Here is a 20253-nt window from a genome sequence, read left to right on the forward strand (position 1 = left end):
CGCGGATGGCCGCGGTGGCGCGTCGCCGCGCCCGATGGCTGCGGGAAGACCGCGATGTCCTCGTTACAGGAGTATTGCCTACGTCACTTGACCTGGAAAATCGGCCCCTACCCCGGACCGCCGGCCAGGATCGACCGGGCCGGTCGCTGCCGCTTTCCGGCATGCTGCGGCTGCCCAGGGGGTACGCCTGCCGTCAGCCCTCGTCGCCGTCCGGCACCAGCAGGCTGAGCGCCCAGCTCACGATGCCCATGACGATCGCGCCCCAGAACGCGGGCCAGAATCCGTCGATCTCGAAGGGCAGCTTGAACACCGTTGCCAGCCAGTCCACCAGCAGGAACAGCAGCGCGTTGACGAACAGCGCGAACAGGCCGAGCGTGATCACGTAGAAGACGCACCCGAAGAGATGGATGATCGGCTTCAGGATCGCGTTGACCAGGCCGAAGATCAGCGAGACCGCGATGAGGGTGAGGATGCTGCGCGTGGTGGTCGCGGCGGTGACCTCGATGCCAGAGACGATCAGGGTGGTGACCCACAACGCCACCGCGTTGATCACCCAACGGATCAGAAAGCCCATATGGTCATCTTCTACGCCGAAACCCACATCTGCTGGCGAATATCACAGGCGAGTCATACCGTGAAACAATGACCGAGAACGTGGCAGGGAACACGTACGACGTGCCCGAAGCCGACGCGCTCGAGCAGTCGACGCCGGCGGATCCCCTGGCAGACGCCGAGGACATGAACAACGCCCTTCCGGCTGAGCCACTCGGAGAGCCGGACGCGCCGGTGCCCCCGGCCTCCGAGTGGGACAAGATCGAACAGAACGTGCCGGCCGTGCCCGCCGACGAGGACTACTCCTGAAGCACCCAGTCCGGGTGCAGCGGCACGAACTCGCCCATCGTGTCGCCTTGCAGCGCGGCGAAGAGGCCCGGCGCGACCTTTGGATCGAGCCGCTCGTACCAGACTCCGCCCGACTTTTCGGAGTAGAACGTCGGCTGGCTGATGCCGATGATGTGCGCCGCCTCGACCCGGTCCAGCCGGAGCGCCAGGCCCAGCAGGCTGAGGTCGCCGGTGTGCAGCGTGATCCCCGGTGTGCCGGCCAGGCGGCTCACCGTGCCGGCGTCGCGGAGCAGGGCGAGTTCGCCGGCCTTCTTCGCGAGCCCCAGCAGCACCCGCTGCCCGAGCCGGTCGCGGTCGTAGGAGCCGTGGGGCATGGTCTTGCGCTGCCGGAGCAGGTCGGCCACCTGGGTTCCGGAGTAGTCGCGGCAGCCCTTCGGATAGGTGCGCCCGGTGTGCTCGGAGCGCACCGCCTCCGGCAGGCACACCGGCAGCCCGCCCAGCGCCTCGGTCACCGGGCCCAGCGCGGAGAACTCCACCTCCGCGACGGCGTCCGCCCGCACGCCGGTGAGCCGTTCGACGGCCTGCCGGGCACCGTCCACCCCGCCGAGGGCGTACGCCCCATTGATCTTGGTCCGGCCCGCGCCGGGAACGTCGGTGGCGAGGTCGCGCGGGAAGGAGACCAGGTAGGCGGCGCTGCCGTCGGCGGGCAGGTGCACCAGCATGATCGTGTCGGTCCGCGAGTCGGTCATGGCGCCGCGCCGGTCGAGCCCGAGCAGCAGCAGGTTCAGCGGGCCCTCGGGAGCCGCGACCGGCGACTCGACCTCGATCGCCGCGACGTAATCGGCGACCCCGCCCCGCCACAGCTGCACGGGCACGGCCAGCGCGATCGCCACGGCCACCACGGCGGCTCCGGTACGGGTCGCCGTGCGGCGGCGACGGCGGCGGGTGGCCAGGGCGTCGATGGCCCGGCGCAGCGGGTCCAGCGGAGGCGCCTGCTCCTCGTGCCGGGCGAACGCGTCACGCAGCAGCTCTTCCTCGATCATCGGACTCCTCCCAGACTCAGCTGCTCCGCCGACTCCCGCAACCGGGCCAGCGCCTTCGAGATGTAACCGCGGGCCGTGCCGACGGTGCAGCCGAGCATCTCGGCGATCTCCCCGTCCGGCAGGTCCTCGTAGTAGCGCAGCACCAGCGCCGCCCGCTGCTGCCGGGGCAGCGTCGCCAGCACGGACCAGATCAGGTCGCGGTCCGCGGTGCGCTGCGCGTGATCGACGGGTACGGCGACCGCCTCGTCCGCGTCGGGCCGCAGGAACACCCGGCGCAGCCACGATCCGCGCCGCCAGTCGAGATACTGGTTGATCATCATGCGCTTGACGTAACGCTCGGGCGCGTCGGCACGGGCCACCTTGCGCCAGTTGAGCTGGACGCGGACCATCGTCTCTTGGACGAGGTCCTGGGCCGTGTGCTGGTCACCCGTAAGCATCACCGCATAGCGCGCGAGCGCGCCGAGTCGCGAGTTGACGAATTCCTCGTACGTCACAGCCACCTCCTCGACTCACTGGACGTGTCCGGGTGTTCAGAACATTGCCCGGTACTGTTGTGCGGCGTGACCGTAGTCGACACTCTCCAGGCCCTGGCCGCGCCCCCGCTGGCCGCCGCCGACTTCAATCCCCTGAATCCGACGGACTGGTTGAACCTGTTCGGCCCGGCCGCGCTGTTCGGCGTCTGCTTCATCCTGTTCGCCGAGACCGGCCTGATGGTCGGCTTCTTCCTGCCCGGTGACTCGCTGCTGTTCATCGCGGGTGTGTTCGCCTCCGGCTTCCTGGAGTCGAAGGGCGTCCAGCTGCCGATCGGCTGGCTGCTGCTGCTCGGCCCGCTCTGCGCGATCATCGGCGCGCAGCTGGGCCACTGGCTGGGCGCGAAATACGGCCCCAAGATGTTCAACAAGCCCGACTCCCGCCTGTTCAAGCAGGAGTACGTGCGCAAGGCCGAGCACTACTTCGCGAAGTTCGGCCCGCGCAAGGCCATCGTGCTGGCCCGGTTCATCCCCATCGTGCGCACCTTCATGAACCCGGTCGCGGGGGTGCTCGGCATGCCGGCCCGGCAGTTCTTCGTGTGGAACGTGATCGGCGCGATCCTCTGGGTCGACGGCATCCTGCTGGCCGGCTACCTGCTCGCCGAGCAGATCATCAGCGCGATCGGCGGCCCCGAGCACATCGACAAGTACATCCTGCCGATGGTCTTCCTGATCGTCTTCCTCTCGCTGATCCCGGTCTTCATCGAGATCATCCGCGAGCGCCAGGCCAAGAAGCGCGGCCTGCACGGCCACGGCGACGACACCGTCGTCATGAGCAAGGTCGACATCGGCTGACCATGATCGCTCGACTTGCCAGGCAGGTGGGCGAACAGCGGTCCAAGATACGCACACCTGCCCGGCAAGTCCGATGATCAAGCGCGAAGAGGGGGCACGGCCGACGGCCGTGCCCCCTCTTCGTACGGACATCAGGCCAGCAGCGCCTTCAGGAAGATGGTCTGCATCTGGCTCGGGTCGGTGACCTGGAAGGCGACGCCGCCGGTGGTGTCGGCGACGGCCTGCAGGTCGGCCAGCTTGACGTCCGGGCCGAGGCCGAGCAGCACCACCCGGACCGGCTTGGTCACGTCGGCGAGCTTCTCCAACTCCTTCTGGACGGCGCGCAGCGACATGCCGGAGTTGTCCCGGCTGTCGGTGAAGACCACCAGCGTGTTGCTGCGGGACGGGTCGTATCCCTTGAGCAGCTCGCGGTATCCATCGATGATCGACTTGTAGAGCGGGCAGACGTCGGTCGGCGCGGGCGAGGCCTGGTTGACGGCCCCGTTCAGCTTGTTGCGCTGCGACTTGGTCAGCTCGCCCAGGGGCACCAGCGGCTGGTGGCCCGGGCCGGCGAAGGCCCACAGGCCGACCTCACTGTCGTCGGTGAACAGCTTCAGGCCCTTCTCCGCGGCGCTGCGCAGCACCTGCATGCGCACGGCCGTGTTGCCGCCGCCGGTCATCGTGCGGCCCATCGACGAGGTTGCGTCGACCAGCGCGATCACCCGGGACGGCGTCTTGGCGGCGACCCAGGCGGTCATCGCGCCGCGGACCTTGTTCATGTCGTTGAGCGGCTGCACGAAGACGGTGTTGGAGGTGACGCCGTGGCCGGTCGGGAAGCCGGTGGAGGCTTCGCCCTCCGGCGAGCGCAGGCCCTTCTCCGCGAACACGGATTTGTATTCACCGCTGACCAGGGCCTGTGAGAACAGTGCGGCCGCGGCGGCCAGCGGGCGCGGCTGGCGGGCGCGCACGGCGTACGGGAAGTCGAGCGTCGGCGCCTGGGCCAGGGTGACCGCGGCCATCGGAGCCTTGGGCGTGGCCGCGTTGTAGGCGATCACGGCCTGCTCGCTGACCGGTGCGCCGGTCATGCCGGCGGCGTACGCCTTCCACAGCGCCCCGGTGTCCGGGACCGGCCCGCCGATGCCCCGGTACACGGCGACCAGCGCGGGCAGGTCGGCTTCGGAGGCGACGACCGCGTCGGACAGCATCATCGCGCCGACCATGCCCGCGGTGTCGCGACGCGGCTCGACGACACCCAGCTTGAGCACGGGCGTCTTGGCGAACAGCAGGCTCTTGAGCAGCGTGGCGTCGACGCCGGAGCCGAGCTTGTCGGTGAGGTTGCGGGCGACGGTCTCCGGCACGGCGAGCACCACCGGGCTGGCCGCCAGGGACGGGGCGGTGGCGTCGAACATGTCGCGGTCTACCCCGCGAACCCGGCCCAGCCAGTACGTCGAGTCCGGCACCCAGACCACCGGCAGCTCGGCGTCGGACGGGGTCGGCGCGGCCTTGCCGGCCACGTCCACCGCACCGCCGGCCCAGGTGCCGAGCGAGTTGGCCACCTCGTGCGACGCCTTCTCGATGACCTCGACGCGCACGCAGTCCTCGCCGACCATGGGGCTGGTCGCGCTCCAGCGGTTGCCGATCTCGGTGAGGGCGGGCGCGATGGCGGGATCGGCGGCGACGGTCAGCGTGATGCCGGCGCTGCCGCAGCCGTCCGCGTCGGCGCTGACCGAGCGCAGCACGACGGTGGCCAGGCCGCACACGGACAGGGCACTGATGATGATGACGGGAATCCGTACGGCACGGCGACCGAACAGGCCGGTCCGCCGGGGCGCGGGTGCCTCGGGGGCATCCCAGCCGCGACGGATGTGGCGTCCAGACATGGGTGACTCCCAGTGAGGAGGCGGCGGCGCCGAGCCCTTCGGCGGGGGTTACCGGGGCGGCAGCACGCCTGACTTCGCGTCAGCTTAGATGTCCCCCGGCCAGGCGCAACCGGGTGATGACAGAATTCACTCACGGTTGCCGAAGCCTGCACTGCGTGACTTTTTCGCCGCTCAATATCACCAAAAGCGCCGTGGGGCGCACCCTCCGTGACAGAGGATGCGCCCCACGGCGCTTCAGGGCCTTGCCAGGGTCAGCGGGCCTTCTTGGTCGCGCGCTTGCGCGGCGGCGTCAGCAGCTCGGCGACGGTGGCGATGGCGGACGGCACCAGGCTGTAGTAGGCCCACACACCGCGCTTGTCGCGGTTGAGCAGGCCGGCCTCGGTGAGGATGCGCAGGTGGTGGCTGACAGTCGGCTGGGACAGGCCCAGCGGAGCGGTCAGGTCACAGACGCACGCCTCGCCCTCGGGGGCAGACTGGATAAGGCTGAGCAGCCGGAGACGGGCCGGGTCGGCCAGTGCCTTGAGGACACCGGCGAGGCGCTCCGCGTCGGCACGCTCGATCGGCTCACCAGCGAGGGGCGAGATTTGAGGCAGCGGGGTTTCCACCAGAGCTGTTCCCACGTGATTTCTTCCTTCCAACAACAGCATCGATCCACCTACATATTAGCAGGTACGGATCGGAGTTCCGTTAGGCCGACAGGCCAAGGTCCGCCAACGTATAGGCGGCTCGGTACGACAGACCGGCAGCACGCACCGTATCGCCCGCGCCTCGATCGACAATAACCGCAACACCGATGACCTCGGCACCCGCCTCCCGCAGTGCATCAATAGCGGCAAGAACACTACCGCCAGTAGTCGAGGTGTCCTCGACAGCGAGCACGCGGCGGCCGGCCACGTCGGGTCCTTCGATGCGGCGCTGAAGCCCGTGCGCCTTGCCCGCCTTGCGCACCACGAACGCGTCCAGCGGACGCGTCGAGGTGTGCAGCATGGCAGCGGCGACCGGGTCGGCGCCGAGCGTGAGACCGCCGACGGCGTCGAAGTCCCAGTCCGCGGTGAGTTCGTTCAGCACGCGCCCGACCAGGGGCGCAGCAGCGTGGTGGAGGGTGATCCGGCGCAGGTCGACGTAGTAGTCAGCCTCCTGTCCCGAGGACAGGACCACCTTTCCCCGAACCACCGCGAGGTCAGTGATGAATTTACGCAGGTCGTCGCGGTCGGACATGGGACGGACACTACTCGCCGATGCTGAGAGCTCGATCTAGGGGGGTGCGTTGACCTCCCCACACTCGTCAGCTGTCGGCTTCGGTGTCCCGTCCGGTGCGCACCCGGGCCCCGCGCGCGAGCCGTCGCAGCAGCCGCGTCGGGGTGTGCCGCATGAAACCCACCAGCACTTTGTATTTCCAACTCGGCACGCTCACCGTGCGGCCCCGCCGCAGGTCACGCAGGCTGTCGGAGACGACCTGCGGGGCCTGCAGCCACAGCCACCCCGGTGTCTTCGTCATGTTGATTCCGGCCCGGTCGTGGAACTCCGTACGGGTGAATCCCGGGCACAGCGCCATCACGCGCACCCCGCGGTGGGCCACCGAAAGCGCCACCGACTCGCTGAAGTTGGTGACCCAGGCTTTACTCGCCGGATAGGTGCTACCAGGCATCGCCGCGCCGAATCCGGCCACCGATGAGACATTGATGACATCTCCGCGGCCGCGCGCCGCCATCACGGGCAGCGCCGCGTGCGTCAACCGCATCACCGCCTGCACGTTCACGGCCAGCAGGTGCAGTTCCTGCTCCACAGTGGATTTCAGGAACGGTGTGTTCAGCGACAGTCCCGCGTTGTTCACCAGCAGATCCACCGGCCGGGCGGTGTCGCGCAGCCGCGTTTCCACCAGCTCGCAGCCCTCCGTGGTGGCCAGATCCGCCGAAATCACACTCGCCTGCACGCCGTACGTCCTGCTCAGAGCCTCGGCGAAGTCGGCCAGCCGGCCGGCGTCGCGGGCGACGAGCACCACGTCCCAGCCGTCGGTGGCCAGCCGGACCGCGAAGGCCCGGCCGATGCCCGCGGTCGCACCGGTGACCAGGGCGGTGCGGCGCTCGCCCGCCGGTTCCGGCGTGGTCTCGGGCGCTGTCGCGGCGTCGGGCACAGCGGTGCCTGCGGAAGGGGAGGAGGACATCGGCTCACCTCAAGCGGTCGTCGGCGGGGGCACCGCGGGGGTGTCGGGGCCCGGCGGCAGCGACCGCGTCCGGCTGAACCAGGCGTTCGCAGCCGGGATCGCGAGCAGCACCGCAGAGGCAATGTAGCCGAGAACCTGCCCGACGGAGGAGAGCCCGGAAAGCGCCGCCCACCAGCCGGGGAACGAGTCGACGAGAGCCTGGAACGCGCGCGTCGTCGACGGGTCCCCGCCGCCCTGCACCGTCACGTTGCCGGTGCCCAGGCTGACCGCGCCGGAGATGCCGCAACAGGCCAGCAGGACGCCGAGAGCGCAGACGACCCAGGTGAGGATGCGGGCGATCTGATTGCCCTGCCAGACGCCCCAGGCCAGGGCCAGCAGCACGATCGCGACCAGCACCACGACCGCGGCGCTGACGACGAGCGCGATCTTGAGGCTCTTCTCCGCGGTGGCCAGGTCGGCGCGGTTCACCCCGGCCAGCACGGCCCGTACCCGGAACCGATTCAGCGTGCCGCCGATCGCGGCCAGGTGCAGGATCGCGTTCGCCAGATTGAGCAGGGCGAGCAGGGCGAGGATCGCTGCCGCGGCGGTGACGACCATGGGCCGGGTGAGCATCGTTCTGGGGCCGGCCGGGGACACCGGCTCCACCGGAGACGAGGCGGATTGCGACATTGGCGTACCCCCGATGCGGCCCGAAGATTGCTCCAGATCGGAAGTTACCCGCCCTACCAGGGAGTATGTGCCTGATTGGGGATATCCCCGGACTGCGCGCGGGGCCGGCGCGGGTCGCGCCGGCCCGCGGTTCGCCAGGTCAGACGGTCGGGTACGCCGGCGGCGTCCACTCCGGCGCCGGCTTGCGGAAGTACGCGTTCGACGGCGGCAGCGCCAGCATGATGATCACGCCAAGCATCGACAGCAGCAGCACCACGTTCAGCACCGTGCCCACCAGGACGGACCAGTCCGGGGCGACCTCGGCCAGCCGGTCGGTGACCTCCTTCTGGTCGATGCCACCGGCGCTGGACGAGCCGAGGCCGCTCCCGAGCCCCTGGAAGACCAGGCCGAAGCCGATGCAGCACAGCCCGATGCCGGTCAGCACCCACGTGGTGATCCGGGCCCATTGCTTGCCCTTGTTCACGAACATGCCGAGCACGACGAAGAACACGGCGAGCGCCACGTACAGCGCGGCGGTGACGTAGGCGGTGACCATCGCGATGGAGGCGGTGGACTCGGCGAGGCCGGCGTCCATGCCCGCGTCGCGGTAGATGTCCTCGATGAGGCCCTCGGGCATCGACGCGAACGTGTACACCGAGATGGCCGCGCTGAGCAGCAGGATGGCCGAGATGACATAGAGCAGCAGGGCCGACACGGAGACCGTGGCCGGCCGCGGGGTGGAGCCCGGCGCGGCGGGAACGAGGTAACCGCTCGGAGGTGGCGTGTACGACATGCAGCACACCGTAATCGCCGGCCGCCAGGCGCGCCTGCGACCTCAGATCGATCGCCGCTCACCCCTCAGGAGGAGACGCGCCTGCTCCGCCTCGGCCCGCGCAGCCGGCGGGAGCGGGTCCCACCGCTCCCGCCGTCTGCGTATCACCTGTTCAGGCCAGCTTGAGTGCGTCCCCGTCGCGGTCGATGAGCACCGTGTCGCCGTCGCGGATCTCGCCGGAGAGCAGCGCCTTGGCCAGCTTGTCGCCGATGGCCGACTGCACCAGCCGCCGCAGTGGGCGGGCGCCGTACACCGGGTCGTAGCCGTGGCTGGCCAGCCACTTGCGGGCCACGTCGGAGACCTCCAGGGTGAGCCGGCGGTCGGCCAGCCGCCGGCGCAGGCGGCTCAGCTGGATGTCGACGATGTGGGTCAGCTCGTCCTGGGTGAGCGCGTGGAAGACGACGATGTCGTCGAGCCGGTTGAGGAACTCCGGCTTGAAGTGCGTGCGCACCACCGCCATCACCGCGTCGCGGCGCTGCTCCTCGGACAGGGTCGGGTCGGCTATGGCGTGCGAGCCCAGGTTCGAGGTGAGGATCAGGATCGCGTTGCGGAAGTCGACGGTGCGGCCCTGGCCGTCGGTGAGCCGGCCGTCGTCGAGCACCTGCAGCAGCACGTCGAACACGTCCGGGTGGGCTTTCTCCACCTCGTCCAGCAGCACCACCGAGTACGGCCGCCGCCGCACCGCCTCGGTGAGCTGGCCGCCCTCCTCGTACCCGACGTACCCGGGCGGGGCGCCGACCAGCCGCGCCACGGAGTGCTTCTCGGCGTACTCGCTCATGTCGATGCGGACCATGGCCCGCTCGTCGTCGAAGAGGAACTCGGCCAGCGCCTTGCCGAGCTCGGTCTTGCCGACGCCGGTGGGGCCGAGGAACAGGAACGAGCCGGTGGGCCGGTCCGGGTCGGCGACGCCCGCCCGCGCCCGGCGCACCGCGTCGGAGACCGCGCCGACCGCCTCGGCCTGGCCGATCACCCGGGAGCCGAGCGACTGCTCCATGCGCAGCAGCTTCTCGGTCTCGCCCTCCATCATCCGGCCCGCCGGGATGCCGGTCCACGCGGCGACGACCTCGGCGATGTCGTTCGCGCCGACCTCCTCCTTGAGCATCGCGCCGTTGGTCTGCAGCGCGGCCAGCTCGGCCTCGGCGCGGGCCTGCTCACGCTCCAGCGCCGGGATGCGCCCGTAGCGCAGTTCGGAGGCGCGGCCCAGGTCGAGGTCGCGCTCGGCCCGGTCGGCCTGGTCGCGCACCTCCTCCAGCTGCTCCTTGGCCGCCGAGATGGCCTGGATGTGCTGCTTCTCGTTACGCCAGCGGTCGGACAGGGCGGCCATGTGCTCGCGCTTGTCGGCCAGCTCGGCGCGCAGCTTGGTCAGCCGCTCCGCCGAGGCCGGGTCGGGCTCCTTGGCCAGCGCCATCTCCTCGATCTCCAGGCGGCGCACCTGGCGCTCGATCTCGTCGACCTCGGTGGGCCGGGAGTCGATCTCCATGCGCAGCCGGGAGGCGGCCTCGTCCACCAGGTCGATCGCCTTGTCGGGCAGGAAGCGGTCGGCGATGTACCGGTCGGACAGGCTCGCCGCGGCGACCAGCGCGCCGTCGGTGATGCGCACGCCGTGGTGCACCTCGTAGCGCTCCTTGAGCCCGCGCAGGATGCCGATGGTGTCCTCGACGGTGGGCTCGCCGACCACGACCGGCTGGAAGCGGCGCTCCAGCGCCGGGTCCTTCTCGATGTTGTCGCGGTACTCGTCGAGCGTGGTCGCGCCGACCATGCGCAGCTCGCCGCGGGCCAGCATGGGCTTGAGCATGTTGCCCGCGTCCATCGAACCCTCGCCCTTGCCCGCGCCGACGACCGTGTGCAGCTCGTCCAAGAAGGTGATGACCTGGCCGTCGCTGCCCTTGATCTCTTCCAGCACGCTCTTGAGCCGCTCCTCGAACTGCCCGCGGTACTGCGCGCCGGCGACCATCGCGCCCAGGTCGAGGCTGACCAGCTTCTTGTCCCGCAGCGACTCGGGCACGTCACCGGCCACGATGCGCTGGGCCAGGCCCTCGACGATGGCGGTCTTGCCGACGCCGGGCTCTCCGATCAGGACCGGGTTGTTCTTGGTACGCCGGGACAGCACCTGGATCACGCGCCGGATCTCGGGGTCCCGGCCGATCACCGGGTCGACCTTGCCGTCGCGCGCCCGCGCGGTCAGGTCCACGCCGTACTTCTCCAGTGCCTGGTACTGCTGCTCGGGGTCGGGGCTGGTGACCCGGCGATCCCCACCGCGGATCTGCGGGAACGCCGCGACCAGCGCCTCCTCGGTGGCGCCGGCCTGCTTGAGCGCCTTGCCGACCGCTCCGCCGACTCGGGCCAGGCCGGCCAGCAGGTGCTCGGTGGAGACGTACTCGTCCCCGATCGGGCGGGCGATCTGCTCGGCCGCGTTGATGGCGTTGACCAGTTCCCGGGACAGGCTCGGCTCGGCCACGCTCGACCCGCGCGCCGACGGCAGCTGCTCGACCGCGCGCGCGGCGGCCCGGCGCACGTCGGCGGGGTTGGCCCCGACCGCGCGCAGCAGGCCCGCGGCGGTGGAACCGCCCGTGTCGAGCAGGGTCAGCAGCAGGTGCCACGTCTCGACCGTGGCGTGGCCCCGCTGCTGCGCCGTCGCCGCCGCGTCCGTGATGACCTCGCGGCTCTTCGTGGTCAGACGCTGAGTGTCCATACGCTCCCTCGACTGCTGGTCTCCGAACCAAAGTTGAGCCTACTGCACTCAACTTGCCCGGGCCAGTCGGGAGGGAGCTGTCGACGGGCTACCTCAACGTGACCTTCACCCACTCGCGCGACCAGCCGTGGCCGGTGCCCAGATAGAACTCACCGGGCGTGTCCTGCCGAGCGAACAGCGTGCCGTCGGGCAGCTCGGTGACCCAGGCCAGGCGCGGCATGCCAGGGATCTCGACGTAGCGGTCGGCGAGGTAGCCGACCGCGTCCGGTCCGGCGATCGCGAGCAGCCCGTCACCGGCCGGGGCCACCGTGTACATCTGATTCGGCTGCTCCCGCAGGCCCTCGATCGGGCGGGCCCGCCAGGCGCCGTCCACCAGCTGCCAGATCAGCGGCAGCCCCGTCGCCTTGAGCACCGAACCGCGCAGCAGCGAGGTCCCGCCGCCGGCGGACAGCATGTCCTGCTCGCCGACCAGCCAGACGTCGCCGGTGGGGGAGACCCGCACCGACAGCATCCACAGCTTGCGGCCGGGCTGGTCCGGCACGGCCAGCCGCTGCCAGGTGCGCCCGCCGTCGACGCTGCGGGCGGTCTCCTTCTTCGGCTCGAACCGGGTCAGCCAGATCGCGCCGTCGGGCGTGGCGACCGCGCCCGCCCCCTGGTAGCCGTCGGGCAAAGCCACCGGCTTGCCGGTCTGCCACTCCCGCAGCACCGGCTCGTCCGCGGCGAAGTCCACGCCGTAGCGCACACCGGTGGCGGCGTGGTAGTCGGCCGGCACGGTGGCGCTGAAGGTGAAGGTCAGGCCGCCGTCGCGGGACAGGTGGTAGCCGCCGGCCTTGTCGCCCCAGATCATCATCTGCTTCGGGCCGACCACGTACAGCTGGATGCTCTCGTCCTCGGCGAGCGGCATCGGGCGGGCCTGCCAGGTGACCCCGGCGTCCGCGGTCGCGAACAGGCGGCCCCGGCAGGTCCCGCTGCCGCCGCAGTCGGTGAAGACGGCGTAGCCGTTGCGGGCGTCGGCGAACTCGACGAACGGCAGGTAGCCCGGCGGCACGCCGACCTCGGCCGTACGCTCCTGCACCGCCGCCCGCGCAGGCGGGGACGCGGTAGTGGCCGGGATTGGCGAGGACGTGCTGAGGCCCTCGCCGCGCGGGGTGCACGCCGTGACCAGCGCGAGCCCGAGCACCGTCATGAGCAGCGGGCGCACGCGGCCCGCGATTCCGTTCACGCTGGCGGAAGTCATACCCGGTCGAGCCGTGAACCGGCGGGCCGGTTCCCGTCGGCACCGGTCGATGGGGCGCTTTCGGTGTCCTGACGCCCAGCTGCCGTGCCCGGTTGGTCGCAATGCGTAACAGGTTGATGAAAGTACGCGCCGTGACCTTCCCTTGACCTGGGCGGCCGCGCTAGCGTGTCGCGGCAGCAGCGCCGCTGAATCTGGCCGCGTCTTCCCCCATCCCGCGTCTTCACAGCGGAGGAGATATCGATGAGCGCTTCTCCGGCGGTGTTCCGAGGATTCGCCAACCCGGTCGACCCCACCCCCAACGAGTTGCGCACCTGGGCGTACGCGCCAGACTCCGTGCCGCTCACCGCCATGCCGCCGGACTGGGACCTGCTCGTCTCCGGTGACCGGCTCATCGGGACCCTGTTCGACCTGGCGATGGACACCAGCTGCCCGGCCCGCCGCTTCACCATGCACTGCCTGTACATCTACGCCGCCGACGCGATCCGCACCGGCTTCAAGGCCCACCCTCGGCGCAAGCTGCGCAAGATGGTCGAGGAGGCCGAGGAGGAGGGCGACGAGCAGATGGCGATCTGGGCCCACAACACCCGCGTGCTGCTGGCCCGGCCCCAGCTCTTCGACTACCACGACTGGTGCGAAGGCGGTCTGGTCCGCCATTCGCGGAGATTGCAGTAAGAGCACCTGATCTCGCACACACGGCTCCCCGCGGAACTGACCGCGGGGAGCCGTGGCGCGATACGACTATTTCTTGTTCATCTTGTCGATCGCGTCTTTGGTCATGTCCTGGGCCTTGTCGACGTGACCGGCGTACTTGCCGCCGGTCTTGTTGTCGACGGCGTCGCCTGCCTGGTCGACGGCCTTCTTGGCCTTGTCCGACATCTGCTTGGCCTTGTCCGTGGCCTGGTCCGACTTGTCGTCGATACCGAGGGCGTCCTTGGCCTTGTCCAACATGCCCATCTCATCCCCCTCCGGGTCAGTCCGACAATTCGGACTGACCCATGTCGAGGATACCGGCCGGCGACCTGCCGGGTTCAGCCTTCGGCCGAACGCGGCCGCCACACCACCAGCGCCGTCGAGGTGCGGGTGCTCGGCAGCAGATCGGTGCGCGGGAACGCGGAGATGGTCTCCAGCTGCGCCAACCGCCGCTCGGCATACGCCAGCTGCTGCTGCGCATGCTCCAGCCGCTCGCGCAACTCCAGCACCAGCTGCTCCAGATCGATGATCCGCTTGACGCCGGCCAGGCTGACGCCCTCCTCCTGGCTGAGCCGCTGGATCTCACGCAGCAGCTCGACATCACGCAGGCTGTACCGGCGTCCGCCGCCCGCGGAGCGGCCCGGCTCGACCAGACCCATCCGGTCGTACTGCCGCAGCGTCTGCGGGTGCATCCCGGCCAGCTGCGCGGCCACCGAGATCAGCAGCACCTTGGCGTGCACGTCCACTGTGGATCACCTCCGTTCCAGGTGGTCCCGCCGCACCGGCGGGGCCAGCTCGGTGAAGCGCACCAGCGCGTCCCGGGCTTCCTCGGAGAGCTGCTGCGGCACCACTATCTCCACGGTAACCAGCAGATCCCCGCTGTGGCCATCACGTTTGGGCACACCCTTGCCCCGCACCCGCAGCAGCCGCCCGCTGGGCGTGCCGGCGGGCACCTTGACCTTCATCATGCCGTCCAAAGTGGGCACCCGGACCTCCGCGCCGAGCACCGACTCGGCGAAGGTCACCGGGACCGTCACGGTCAGGTCGTCGCCGTTGCGGCCGAACATGGCGTCCGGGCGCACGATCGCGCGGATGTACAGGTCACCGGGGGCGCCACCGCGCTCGCCCGGCTCACCGCGCCCGGCCAGCCGGATGCGCTGCCCGTCGGAGACACCGGCCGGGATGCGTACGGTCAGCGTGCGGGTCTTGGTCACCCCGCCGGTGCCGTGGCACTCGGGGCACTTCTGGTCGACGACCGTGCCCACACCCTGGCAGTCGCGGCAGGCCTCGGAGAAGCCGAACGCGCCCTGGTTGCGGTTGACCACACCGGTGCCCTGGCAGTGCGGGCAGGCCCGGGGGCGGGTTCCCGGCTTGGCCCCGTCGCCGTGGCAGGTGTCGCACACGCCCAGCGTGCGCAGCGTCAGCGGCTGGGTGGTGCCCTGCACCGCGTCGGCGAAGTCCAGGAAGATCTCGGCCTCGACGTCGCGACCGCGAGCCGGGCCGCGCGGGGGAGCGCCGGTGCCGGTGGCCCCGCCCGAGAAGATCGAGCCGAACAGGTCGGAGAAGCTCGCGCCGCCGAACCGCTGGTCCGGGCCCTGGCGTCCACCGCCCTGGCCGAACAGGTCGTTCACGTCGAAGTGCTGCCCGCCCGCGCCACGCGCGCCGCGCCGGAACGCGCCGGCCTCGAACAGCGAGCGCATCTCGTCGTACTCACGCCGCCGGTTCTCGTCCGACAGCACGTCGTACGCCTCGGACACCGCCTTGAAGCGCTCCTCGGCGGCGGTGTTGCCGGGGTTGTGGTCAGGATGCAGCTCGCGTGCGAGTCTGCGGTACGCCTTCTTGATCTCGCTTGCGGTGGCGTCCTTGGCCACTCCGAGCACGGCGTAGAAATCCTTCTCCAGCCAGTCTTTCGAGCTCATCCGTCCCCCTCCCCCAGTCGTGATCGAAGCTCCCTCCCCCGCCCGGAATCGGGCGGGGGAGGGAGCCCCGGTCATGGTGTCATTCCGGTGCCGCGACGGCCACCATCGCGGGGCGCAGCAGGCGCTCGCCCAGCAGGTAACCACGGCGCATCACGTCGATGCAGGTCGGCTCGGTCACGTCGGCGGACGGCAGGTGCGCCACCGCCTCGTGCCGGTTCGGGTCGAAGGTGTCGCCCTTCTCGCCGAACGCGGTCAGGCCGAACTTCGCCACCACCGCGGCGATCTGGTCGGCCACCGCGCCGAACGGCCCGCTCAGGTCACCGTGCTCGCGGGCCCGGTCCAGGTCGTCGAGCACCGGCAGCAGCGCCGTCAGCACCTGACCGGTGGCGAGCTCGGCGGAGACCGTGCGGTCGCGCTCCACCCGCTTGCGGTAGTTCGCGTACTCGGCGGTCACCCGCTGCAGGTCGGCGGTGCGCTCCTCCAGAGCGGACCGCAGCTGCGCGAGCTCCGCGCCCAGCGCGGGTGCCGGCTCGGCCTCGGGCGCGGCCGTCACGGTGACCGGCTCGGCCTCGACGACCTCGCCCTCCACCGCCTCGGCGGTGTCCGGCCCGGCCTCGGCAGCCGCCTCCGGCTGCGCGACGACCGGCACCTCGACGGTGTCCTGGTCGGCGACAGCCTCGGCGGCCTGCGGCGTCGGGTCCTGCTCGGTGCTCTCCGGGGCAGGGGTCTCCTGTTCTCCGGTCGGCTGTTCGGTGCCGGCCGCCGGGGCGGCCGGCGTCGCCGGCTGCTCGGACATGGTCGCTCCGCTCGGGCTGATCTTGCGCTTGTTCTTGATCACGATGCGCTCGCCGGCGGGGGACTGCTCCTCCGCCGGCGAGGCACCCTGTGCCGCTTCGGTCACTTCTTGCCCTCGTCGTCGATGATCTCCGCATCCACGACGTCGTCGTCGGCACGGCCACCGGCCGCGTCGTGCTGCTGGCCCGCACCGGCCGCGGCCGGGTTGTCACCCTGGTTGTACAGGGCGGAGCCGGCCGCCTGGGAGACCTGCGCCAGCTTCTCGTGCGCCGACTTGATCTTCTCCAGATCGGTGCCCGCGAGCGCACTGCGCAGCTCGCTCAGCGCGTCGTTGATGTTCTCCTTGGCGTCGCCGGGCAGCTTGTCGCCGCTCTCGGCCAGGAACTTCTCGGTCTGCCACTGCAGCGCCTCGGCCACGTTGCGGGTCTCGGCCTCCTCGCGGCGGCGGCGGTCCTCCTCCGCGTGCTCCTCGGCGTCGCGGCGCATGCGCTCGATGTCGTCCTTCGGCAGCGACGAGCCGCCGGTGATCGTCATCGACTGCTCCTTGCCGGTGCCGAGGTCCTTCGCCGAGACGTGCACGATGCCGTTGGCGTCGATGTCGAAGGTGACCTCGATCTTCGGCACGCCGCGCGGGGCCGGCGCGATGCCGGTCAGCTCGAAGGTGCCGAGCTTCTTGTTGTACGCCGCCATCTCGCGCTCGCCCTGGAAGACCTGGATGAGCACCGAGGGCTGGTTGTCGTCCGCGGTGGTGTAGACCTCGGAGCGCTTGGTCGGGATGGTGGTGTTGCGCTCCACCAGGCGGTGCATGATGCCACCCTTGGTCTCGATGCCCAGGCTCAGCGGGGTCACGTCGAGCAGCAGGACGTCCTTGACCTCACCCTTGAGCACACCGGCCTGCAGCGCGGCGCCGACGGCGACGACCTCGTCCGGGTTGACGCCCTTGTTCGGCTCCTTGCCGGTGAGCTGCTTTACCAGGTCGGTCACGGCGGGCATGCGGGTGGAACCGCCGACCAGGATGACGTGGTCGACGTCGACCAGCTTCACGCCCGCGTCCTTGATCGCCTGCTCGAACGGCGCCTTGCAGCGGTCCAGCAGGTCCTGGGTCATGCGCTGGAACTCGGCCCGGGTGAGCGTGACGTCCAGGTGCAGCGGGCCCTCGGCGCCGGCCGTGATGTACGGCAGGTTGATGCCGGTGGTGTTGGCGGCGGACAGCTCGATCTTGGCCTTCTCCGCGGCCTCCTTGAGGCGCTGCATGGCCATCTTGTCCGCGCCCAGGTCCACTCCGTACTGGCCGCGGAAGGTCTTCACCAGGTGCTCGATGATGCGCTCGTCCCAGTCGTCGCCACCGAGGTGGTTGTCGCCGGAGGTCGACTTGACCTCCACGACGCCCTCGGCCAGCTCCAGCAGCGACACGTCGAACGTGCCGCCGCCGAGGTCGAATACCAGGACGGTCTGCTCCTTGGAGCCCTTGTCCAGCCCGTACGCCAGCGCGGCGGCGGTGGGCTCGTTGACGATGCGCAGCACGTTGAAGCCGGCGATCTCACCGGCCTCCTTCGTCGCGGTGCGCTGCGCGTCGTTGAAGTACGCCGGGACGGTGATCACGACGTCGGTCACGGTCTCGCCGAGGTAGGCCTCGGCGTCGCGCTTGAGCTTCTGCAGCACCCGCGCGGAGATCTCCTGCGGCGTGTACTTCTTGCCGTCGATGTCGACGGTCCAGTTGGTGCCGACCTCACGCTTCACGGACCGGATGGTGCGGTCCGGGTTCGTGACGGCCTGGCGCTTGGCCACCTCGCCGACGAGCACCTCACCGTTCTTGGCGAACGCCACGATGGAGGGCGTCGTGCGGGAGCCCTCGGCGTTCGCGATGACGGTGGGTTCGCCACCCTCGAGCACGGCCATACAGGAGTTGGTCGTACCCAGGTCGATGCCGACCGCACGTGCCATGTTCGTGTTCCTCCAAGATCAAGGTCGCCGGAGATTCAAGTTGAGTCCGGACGGCTCAATACTGACATGAGACCGGGAAGTGTCAAGCGGAAGGTTGAGTCGGTCACACTCAAGTTTGGTGGTGTCCTAGTGAGTTGTCCCTTTTCCGCTTACGCTTCCCCTGTGTATGACCAACGAGTAACCGAGGAGGGCGCGGTGCGCACCGGCCCCCTGCTCGCGGTGGTCGGCGGGCCGACCGGCGCGGGCAAGTCCACGCTGGTCAACAGCCTGGTCCGGTCACCCGTGAGCGCCACCGGCATCCTCCGGCCCACCACCCGCAAACCGGTCCTGGCCTGCCACCCCCGCAGTGTGGCGGCGACCCACGTGGCCGGGCTGCTGCCGATCGCCGCGCCCGCGCTGCCCGCGCACGTCGCGATCGTCGACTCGCCGGACCTCAACGCGGTGGACCAGAAGAACCGGGCAGCCACCGACGCGGCGTTCGAGCGGGCCGACCTCTGGATCTTCGTGACGACGGCGAGCCGCTACGCTGACGCCGAGGCGTGGCGGCACCTGCGGGCCGCGCAGCAGCGCCGGGTCGACCTGGCGGTGATCCTCAACCGGCTGCCCACCGAGGCCGCGGACGAGATCCTGCCGCACCTGACCCAGCTGCTCGGCGAACCGGTGCCACTGTTCGTGGTGGCCGAATCGGCGCTCGACCGGCAGGGCATGCTCTCGGACCGAGTGGTCACCCCGATCTGGGAGTTCCTCGACAAGACCGCGAGTGCGAAACTTGCCGAGTCAAGATGACACGGACGGCCGCTTCCGCGGGCGACGAGGGTTCAGGTCGGCACCGCGTCGGCTGAGGAGAGCGTGAGGAGGGACCAGTGGCCCACTCCACCCCCGGCAGTGAGTCCGTCACCACCAAGCTCGACATGGTCCAGCAGTTCGTCGACCTGGCGGGCGAGCATCTCGCCGGCGAGCCGGCGATGGAGAACGCGCGGACGGTCGCGGAACGCTCCGCCGACCGGCTGCGGCTGGCCCGCGGCTTCACCACCATCGCGCTGGCCGGCACCACGGGCAGCGGCAAATCCAGCATGTTCAACGCGTTCACCACGATCGACCGGTCGCCCGCGGGCATCCTGCGCCCGACGACCTCCGAGCCGTACGCGTGCGTCTGGGGCAGCCTGACCTTCGCCGACGAGCTGCTCGACTGGCTCGGCGTCTCGTCGCGCCGCCGGTTCACCCGGGAGTCGGCGCTGGACGCCAACGACGAGGTCGGCCTGCGCGGCATGATCCTGCTCGACCTGCCCGACGTCGACTCCGTCGAGCCGCGCCACCGCGCCGAGGTCGACCGGCTGCTGCACCTCGTCGACGTGGTCATCTGGATCTGCGACCCGCAGAAGTACGGCGACCAGCTCGTGCACGAGGGCTACCTGCGCCAGCTCGCCAGCTCGCGGGAGGGCCTGATCGTCGCCCTCAACCAGACCGACCGCCTGCAACCCGCCCAGCTGCCCAAGGTCGGCGCCGACCTGCGCCAACTGCTCGACGAGGGCGGCCTTTCCAAGGTCCCGCTGGTGCCGACCTCGGCCACCGGCGAGGTCCCGCAGCTGCCGCCGGCCAAGCGCGGCCCGATCAAGCCGAAGCCCGGCCCGTTCGTCGCCGAGCGCTCCACCCGCGGCCACTCCGGCGTCTCCGCGCTGCGCGCGCTGCTCGAACCGATCATTCTGCGCGGCACGCTCGCCGAGGAGTCCGTCGACCGCGACCTGACCGCGAGCATCGCCGACCTGAGCAAGCTCGTCGGCGGCCCGGCCAGCCCACCGACGATCAACCCGCTGGTCCGCGGCCTGTCCTCGGCCGGCACCGACGCCGCCCGCATCGAGCAGACCATCCAGGCGTACGCCGCCAGCGCCTCCGTCGGGCTCCCCGGACCCTGGGCCAGGGCCGTCGAGCAGGCGGCCCGTTCCCGCCTGCACGAGCTGCCCGCCGCCCTGGGCCAGGCCGTCGCGTTCGCCGACGCCCAGCGCCCGCGCCGCAACTGGCTCCCCGGCGGCAAGAAGCGCGCCGACCAGAAGACCGAGATCGTGCTGCGCGCCGAGATCGACAAGGTCGCCCTGCGGTACGTCGTCGAACCGGTCCGCCGCGCCCTGGCCGCGTACGAGCGCTCCCGCACCGCCCTCACCTGATCCTCGGGCGGTACGCGTCGCAGCGAGACCGCACTTTCCCGTATTCCGCTGCGATCACTGGGCAAGATCTGTTTTTGTGGACGCTGGACGCCCCCATAGGGGC

General features: G+C 70.4%; 21 protein-coding genes. 5 read left to right on the forward strand and 16 right to left on the reverse strand.

Annotated elements, in window-relative coordinates; translation table 11 throughout:
- Positions 1-193 precede the first annotated feature (193 nt).
- Positions 194-574: a phage holin family protein gene (locus ACFQO7_RS23620; protein WP_376808393.1), complete on the reverse strand. Its 381-nt coding sequence runs from the start codon at positions 572-574 to the stop codon at positions 194-196.
- A gap of 68 nt (positions 575-642) precedes the next feature.
- Here ACFQO7_RS23620 and ACFQO7_RS23625 point away from each other — a divergent pair, with 68 nt between their 5' ends.
- Entirely contained in the window at positions 643-861 is a 219-nt protein-coding gene (locus tag ACFQO7_RS23625; protein ID WP_376808394.1) for a hypothetical protein, read from the forward strand.
- On the opposite strand, the gene ACFQO7_RS23630 is transcribed toward ACFQO7_RS23625, so the two are convergent.
- Both ACFQO7_RS23630 and ACFQO7_RS23635 read right to left on the reverse strand, forming a co-directional pair.
- Positions 852-1883, reverse strand: coding sequence for an LCP family protein (locus ACFQO7_RS23630; RefSeq protein WP_376808395.1), 1032 nt, complete (start codon positions 1881-1883; stop codon positions 852-854). The two genes, ACFQO7_RS23625 and ACFQO7_RS23630, sit on opposite strands and share 10 nt — an antisense overlap.
- The gene (locus tag ACFQO7_RS23635) at positions 1880-2377 is read right to left on the reverse strand and encodes a SigE family RNA polymerase sigma factor (RefSeq protein WP_376808396.1); all 498 of its coding nucleotides are present in this window, start codon (positions 2375-2377) and stop codon (positions 1880-1882) included. The genes ACFQO7_RS23630 and ACFQO7_RS23635 overlap by 4 nt, the downstream gene beginning before the upstream one ends.
- Before the next feature lie 66 nt (positions 2378-2443).
- Between ACFQO7_RS23635 and ACFQO7_RS23640 the strand changes: the two genes are divergently transcribed.
- A complete protein-coding gene (locus ACFQO7_RS23640) occupies positions 2444-3208 on the forward strand; it encodes a DedA family protein (protein ID WP_376808397.1) in 765 nt (254 codons plus the stop codon).
- A gap of 131 nt (positions 3209-3339) precedes the next feature.
- Here ACFQO7_RS23640 and ACFQO7_RS23645 read toward each other — a convergent pair whose 3' ends face one another.
- The 8 genes from ACFQO7_RS23645 to ACFQO7_RS23680 all read right to left on the reverse strand — a co-directional run bounded on the left by ACFQO7_RS23645 (position 3340) and on the right by ACFQO7_RS23680 (position 12625).
- Positions 3340-5067 (reverse strand): VWA domain-containing protein, encoded by a 1728-nt coding sequence (locus ACFQO7_RS23645; protein ID WP_376808398.1) that lies wholly within the window; start codon positions 5065-5067, stop codon positions 3340-3342.
- A 251-nt stretch (positions 5068-5318) separates the two neighbouring features.
- Entirely contained in the window at positions 5319-5714 is a 396-nt protein-coding gene (locus ACFQO7_RS23650) for an ArsR/SmtB family transcription factor (protein WP_120317708.1), read from the reverse strand.
- 40 nt (positions 5715-5754) lie between these two features.
- Positions 5755-6285 (reverse strand): orotate phosphoribosyltransferase, encoded by a 531-nt coding sequence (gene pyrE, locus ACFQO7_RS23655; RefSeq protein ID WP_360523185.1) that lies wholly within the window; start codon positions 6283-6285, stop codon positions 5755-5757.
- Between the two features lie 67 nt (positions 6286-6352).
- Entirely contained in the window at positions 6353-7231 is an 879-nt protein-coding gene (locus ACFQO7_RS23660) for an SDR family NAD(P)-dependent oxidoreductase (protein WP_376808399.1), read from the reverse strand.
- Positions 7232-7240: 9 nt separating this feature from the next.
- A complete protein-coding gene (locus ACFQO7_RS23665; protein ID WP_376808400.1) occupies positions 7241-7900 on the reverse strand; it encodes a hypothetical protein in 660 nt (219 codons plus the stop codon).
- A gap of 139 nt (positions 7901-8039) precedes the next feature.
- On the reverse strand, positions 8040-8672 hold the full coding sequence (locus ACFQO7_RS23670) for a hypothetical protein (RefSeq protein ID WP_376808401.1): 633 nt from the start codon (positions 8670-8672) through the stop codon (positions 8040-8042).
- A 151-nt stretch (positions 8673-8823) separates the two neighbouring features.
- Entirely contained in the window at positions 8824-11403 is a 2580-nt protein-coding gene (gene clpB / locus ACFQO7_RS23675) for an ATP-dependent chaperone ClpB (RefSeq protein ID WP_360523196.1), read from the reverse strand.
- A gap of 88 nt (positions 11404-11491) precedes the next feature.
- The gene (locus tag ACFQO7_RS23680; protein WP_376808402.1) at positions 11492-12625 is read right to left on the reverse strand and encodes a WD40/YVTN/BNR-like repeat-containing protein; all 1134 of its coding nucleotides are present in this window, start codon (positions 12623-12625) and stop codon (positions 11492-11494) included.
- Between the two features lie 255 nt (positions 12626-12880).
- Here ACFQO7_RS23680 and ACFQO7_RS23685 point away from each other — a divergent pair, with 255 nt between their 5' ends.
- Positions 12881-13312, forward strand: a complete 432-nt coding sequence (locus ACFQO7_RS23685) for a hypothetical protein (RefSeq protein WP_203694662.1) — start codon at positions 12881-12883, stop codon at positions 13310-13312.
- 66 nt (positions 13313-13378) lie between these two features.
- Here the strand turns inward: ACFQO7_RS23685 and ACFQO7_RS23690 are convergent, their stop codons facing one another.
- From ACFQO7_RS23690 to dnaK, 5 genes are all read right to left on the reverse strand, one after another.
- Entirely contained in the window at positions 13379-13594 is a 216-nt protein-coding gene (locus ACFQO7_RS23690; protein WP_376808403.1) for an antitoxin, read from the reverse strand.
- A 74-nt stretch (positions 13595-13668) separates the two neighbouring features.
- Entirely contained in the window at positions 13669-14076 is a 408-nt protein-coding gene (locus tag ACFQO7_RS23695; RefSeq protein WP_360523206.1) for a heat shock protein transcriptional repressor HspR, read from the reverse strand.
- Positions 14077-14082: 6 nt separating this feature from the next.
- Positions 14083-15249, reverse strand: a complete 1167-nt coding sequence (gene dnaJ, locus ACFQO7_RS23700) for a molecular chaperone DnaJ (RefSeq protein WP_376808404.1) — start codon at positions 15247-15249, stop codon at positions 14083-14085.
- Positions 15250-15328: 79 nt separating this feature from the next.
- Positions 15329-16150 carry a nucleotide exchange factor GrpE gene (gene grpE / locus ACFQO7_RS23705; RefSeq protein WP_376808405.1) on the reverse strand — a complete coding sequence of 274 codons (822 nt, stop codon included), beginning with the start codon at positions 16148-16150 and terminating at the stop codon, positions 15329-15331.
- On the reverse strand, positions 16147-17988 hold the full coding sequence (gene dnaK / locus ACFQO7_RS23710) for a molecular chaperone DnaK (protein ID WP_376808406.1): 1842 nt from the start codon (positions 17986-17988) through the stop codon (positions 16147-16149). The genes grpE and dnaK overlap by 4 nt, the downstream gene beginning before the upstream one ends.
- Positions 17989-18150: 162 nt before the next feature.
- Between dnaK and ACFQO7_RS23715 the strand changes: the two genes are divergently transcribed.
- Together ACFQO7_RS23715 and ACFQO7_RS23720 are read left to right on the forward strand one after the other, a co-directional pair.
- Positions 18151-18774: a GTPase domain-containing protein gene (locus ACFQO7_RS23715; RefSeq protein WP_360523218.1), complete on the forward strand. Its 624-nt coding sequence runs from the start codon at positions 18151-18153 to the stop codon at positions 18772-18774.
- A 77-nt stretch (positions 18775-18851) separates the two neighbouring features.
- Positions 18852-20150, forward strand: coding sequence for a hypothetical protein (locus ACFQO7_RS23720; protein WP_376808407.1), 1299 nt, complete (start codon positions 18852-18854; stop codon positions 20148-20150).
- Positions 20151-20253 lie beyond the last annotated feature (103 nt).

The organism is Catellatospora aurea (assembly GCF_042663325.1).
Classification (GTDB): domain Bacteria; phylum Actinomycetota; class Actinomycetes; order Mycobacteriales; family Micromonosporaceae; genus Catellatospora; species Catellatospora aurea.

What these genes read in the sequence shown, in the direction of transcription:
- ACFQO7_RS23620 (WP_376808393.1), bottom strand. Translation starts at nt 574, where the DNA reads ATGGGCTTTCTGATCCGTTGGGTGATCAACGCGGTGGCGTTGTGGGTC.
- ACFQO7_RS23625 (WP_376808394.1), top strand. Translation starts at nt 643, where the DNA reads ATGACCGAGAACGTGGCAGGGAACACGTACGACGTGCCCGAAGCCGAC.
- ACFQO7_RS23630 (WP_376808395.1), bottom strand. Translation starts at nt 1,883, where the DNA reads ATGATCGAGGAAGAGCTGCTGCGTGACGCGTTCGCCCGGCACGAGGAG.
- ACFQO7_RS23645 (WP_376808398.1), bottom strand. Translation starts at nt 5,067, where the DNA reads ATGTCTGGACGCCACATCCGTCGCGGCTGGGATGCCCCCGAGGCACCC.
- ACFQO7_RS23650 (WP_120317708.1), bottom strand. Translation starts at nt 5,714, where the DNA reads ATGCTGTTGTTGGAAGGAAGAAATCACGTGGGAACAGCTCTGGTGGAA.
- pyrE (WP_360523185.1), bottom strand. Translation starts at nt 6,285, where the DNA reads ATGTCCGACCGCGACGACCTGCGTAAATTCATCACTGACCTCGCGGTG.
- ACFQO7_RS23660 (WP_376808399.1), bottom strand. Translation starts at nt 7,231, where the DNA reads ATGTCCTCCTCCCCTTCCGCAGGCACCGCTGTGCCCGACGCCGCGACA.
- ACFQO7_RS23665 (WP_376808400.1), bottom strand. Translation starts at nt 7,900, where the DNA reads ATGTCGCAATCCGCCTCGTCTCCGGTGGAGCCGGTGTCCCCGGCCGGC.
- ACFQO7_RS23670 (WP_376808401.1), bottom strand. Translation starts at nt 8,672, where the DNA reads ATGTCGTACACGCCACCTCCGAGCGGTTACCTCGTTCCCGCCGCGCCG.
- clpB (WP_360523196.1), bottom strand. Translation starts at nt 11,403, where the DNA reads ATGGACACTCAGCGTCTGACCACGAAGAGCCGCGAGGTCATCACGGAC.
- ACFQO7_RS23685 (WP_203694662.1), top strand. Translation starts at nt 12,881, where the DNA reads ATGAGCGCTTCTCCGGCGGTGTTCCGAGGATTCGCCAACCCGGTCGAC.
- ACFQO7_RS23690 (WP_376808403.1), bottom strand. Translation starts at nt 13,594, where the DNA reads ATGGGCATGTTGGACAAGGCCAAGGACGCCCTCGGTATCGACGACAAG.
- dnaJ (WP_376808404.1), bottom strand. Translation starts at nt 15,249, where the DNA reads ATGAGCTCGAAAGACTGGCTGGAGAAGGATTTCTACGCCGTGCTCGGA.
- dnaK (WP_376808406.1), bottom strand. Translation starts at nt 17,988, where the DNA reads ATGGCACGTGCGGTCGGCATCGACCTGGGTACGACCAACTCCTGTATG.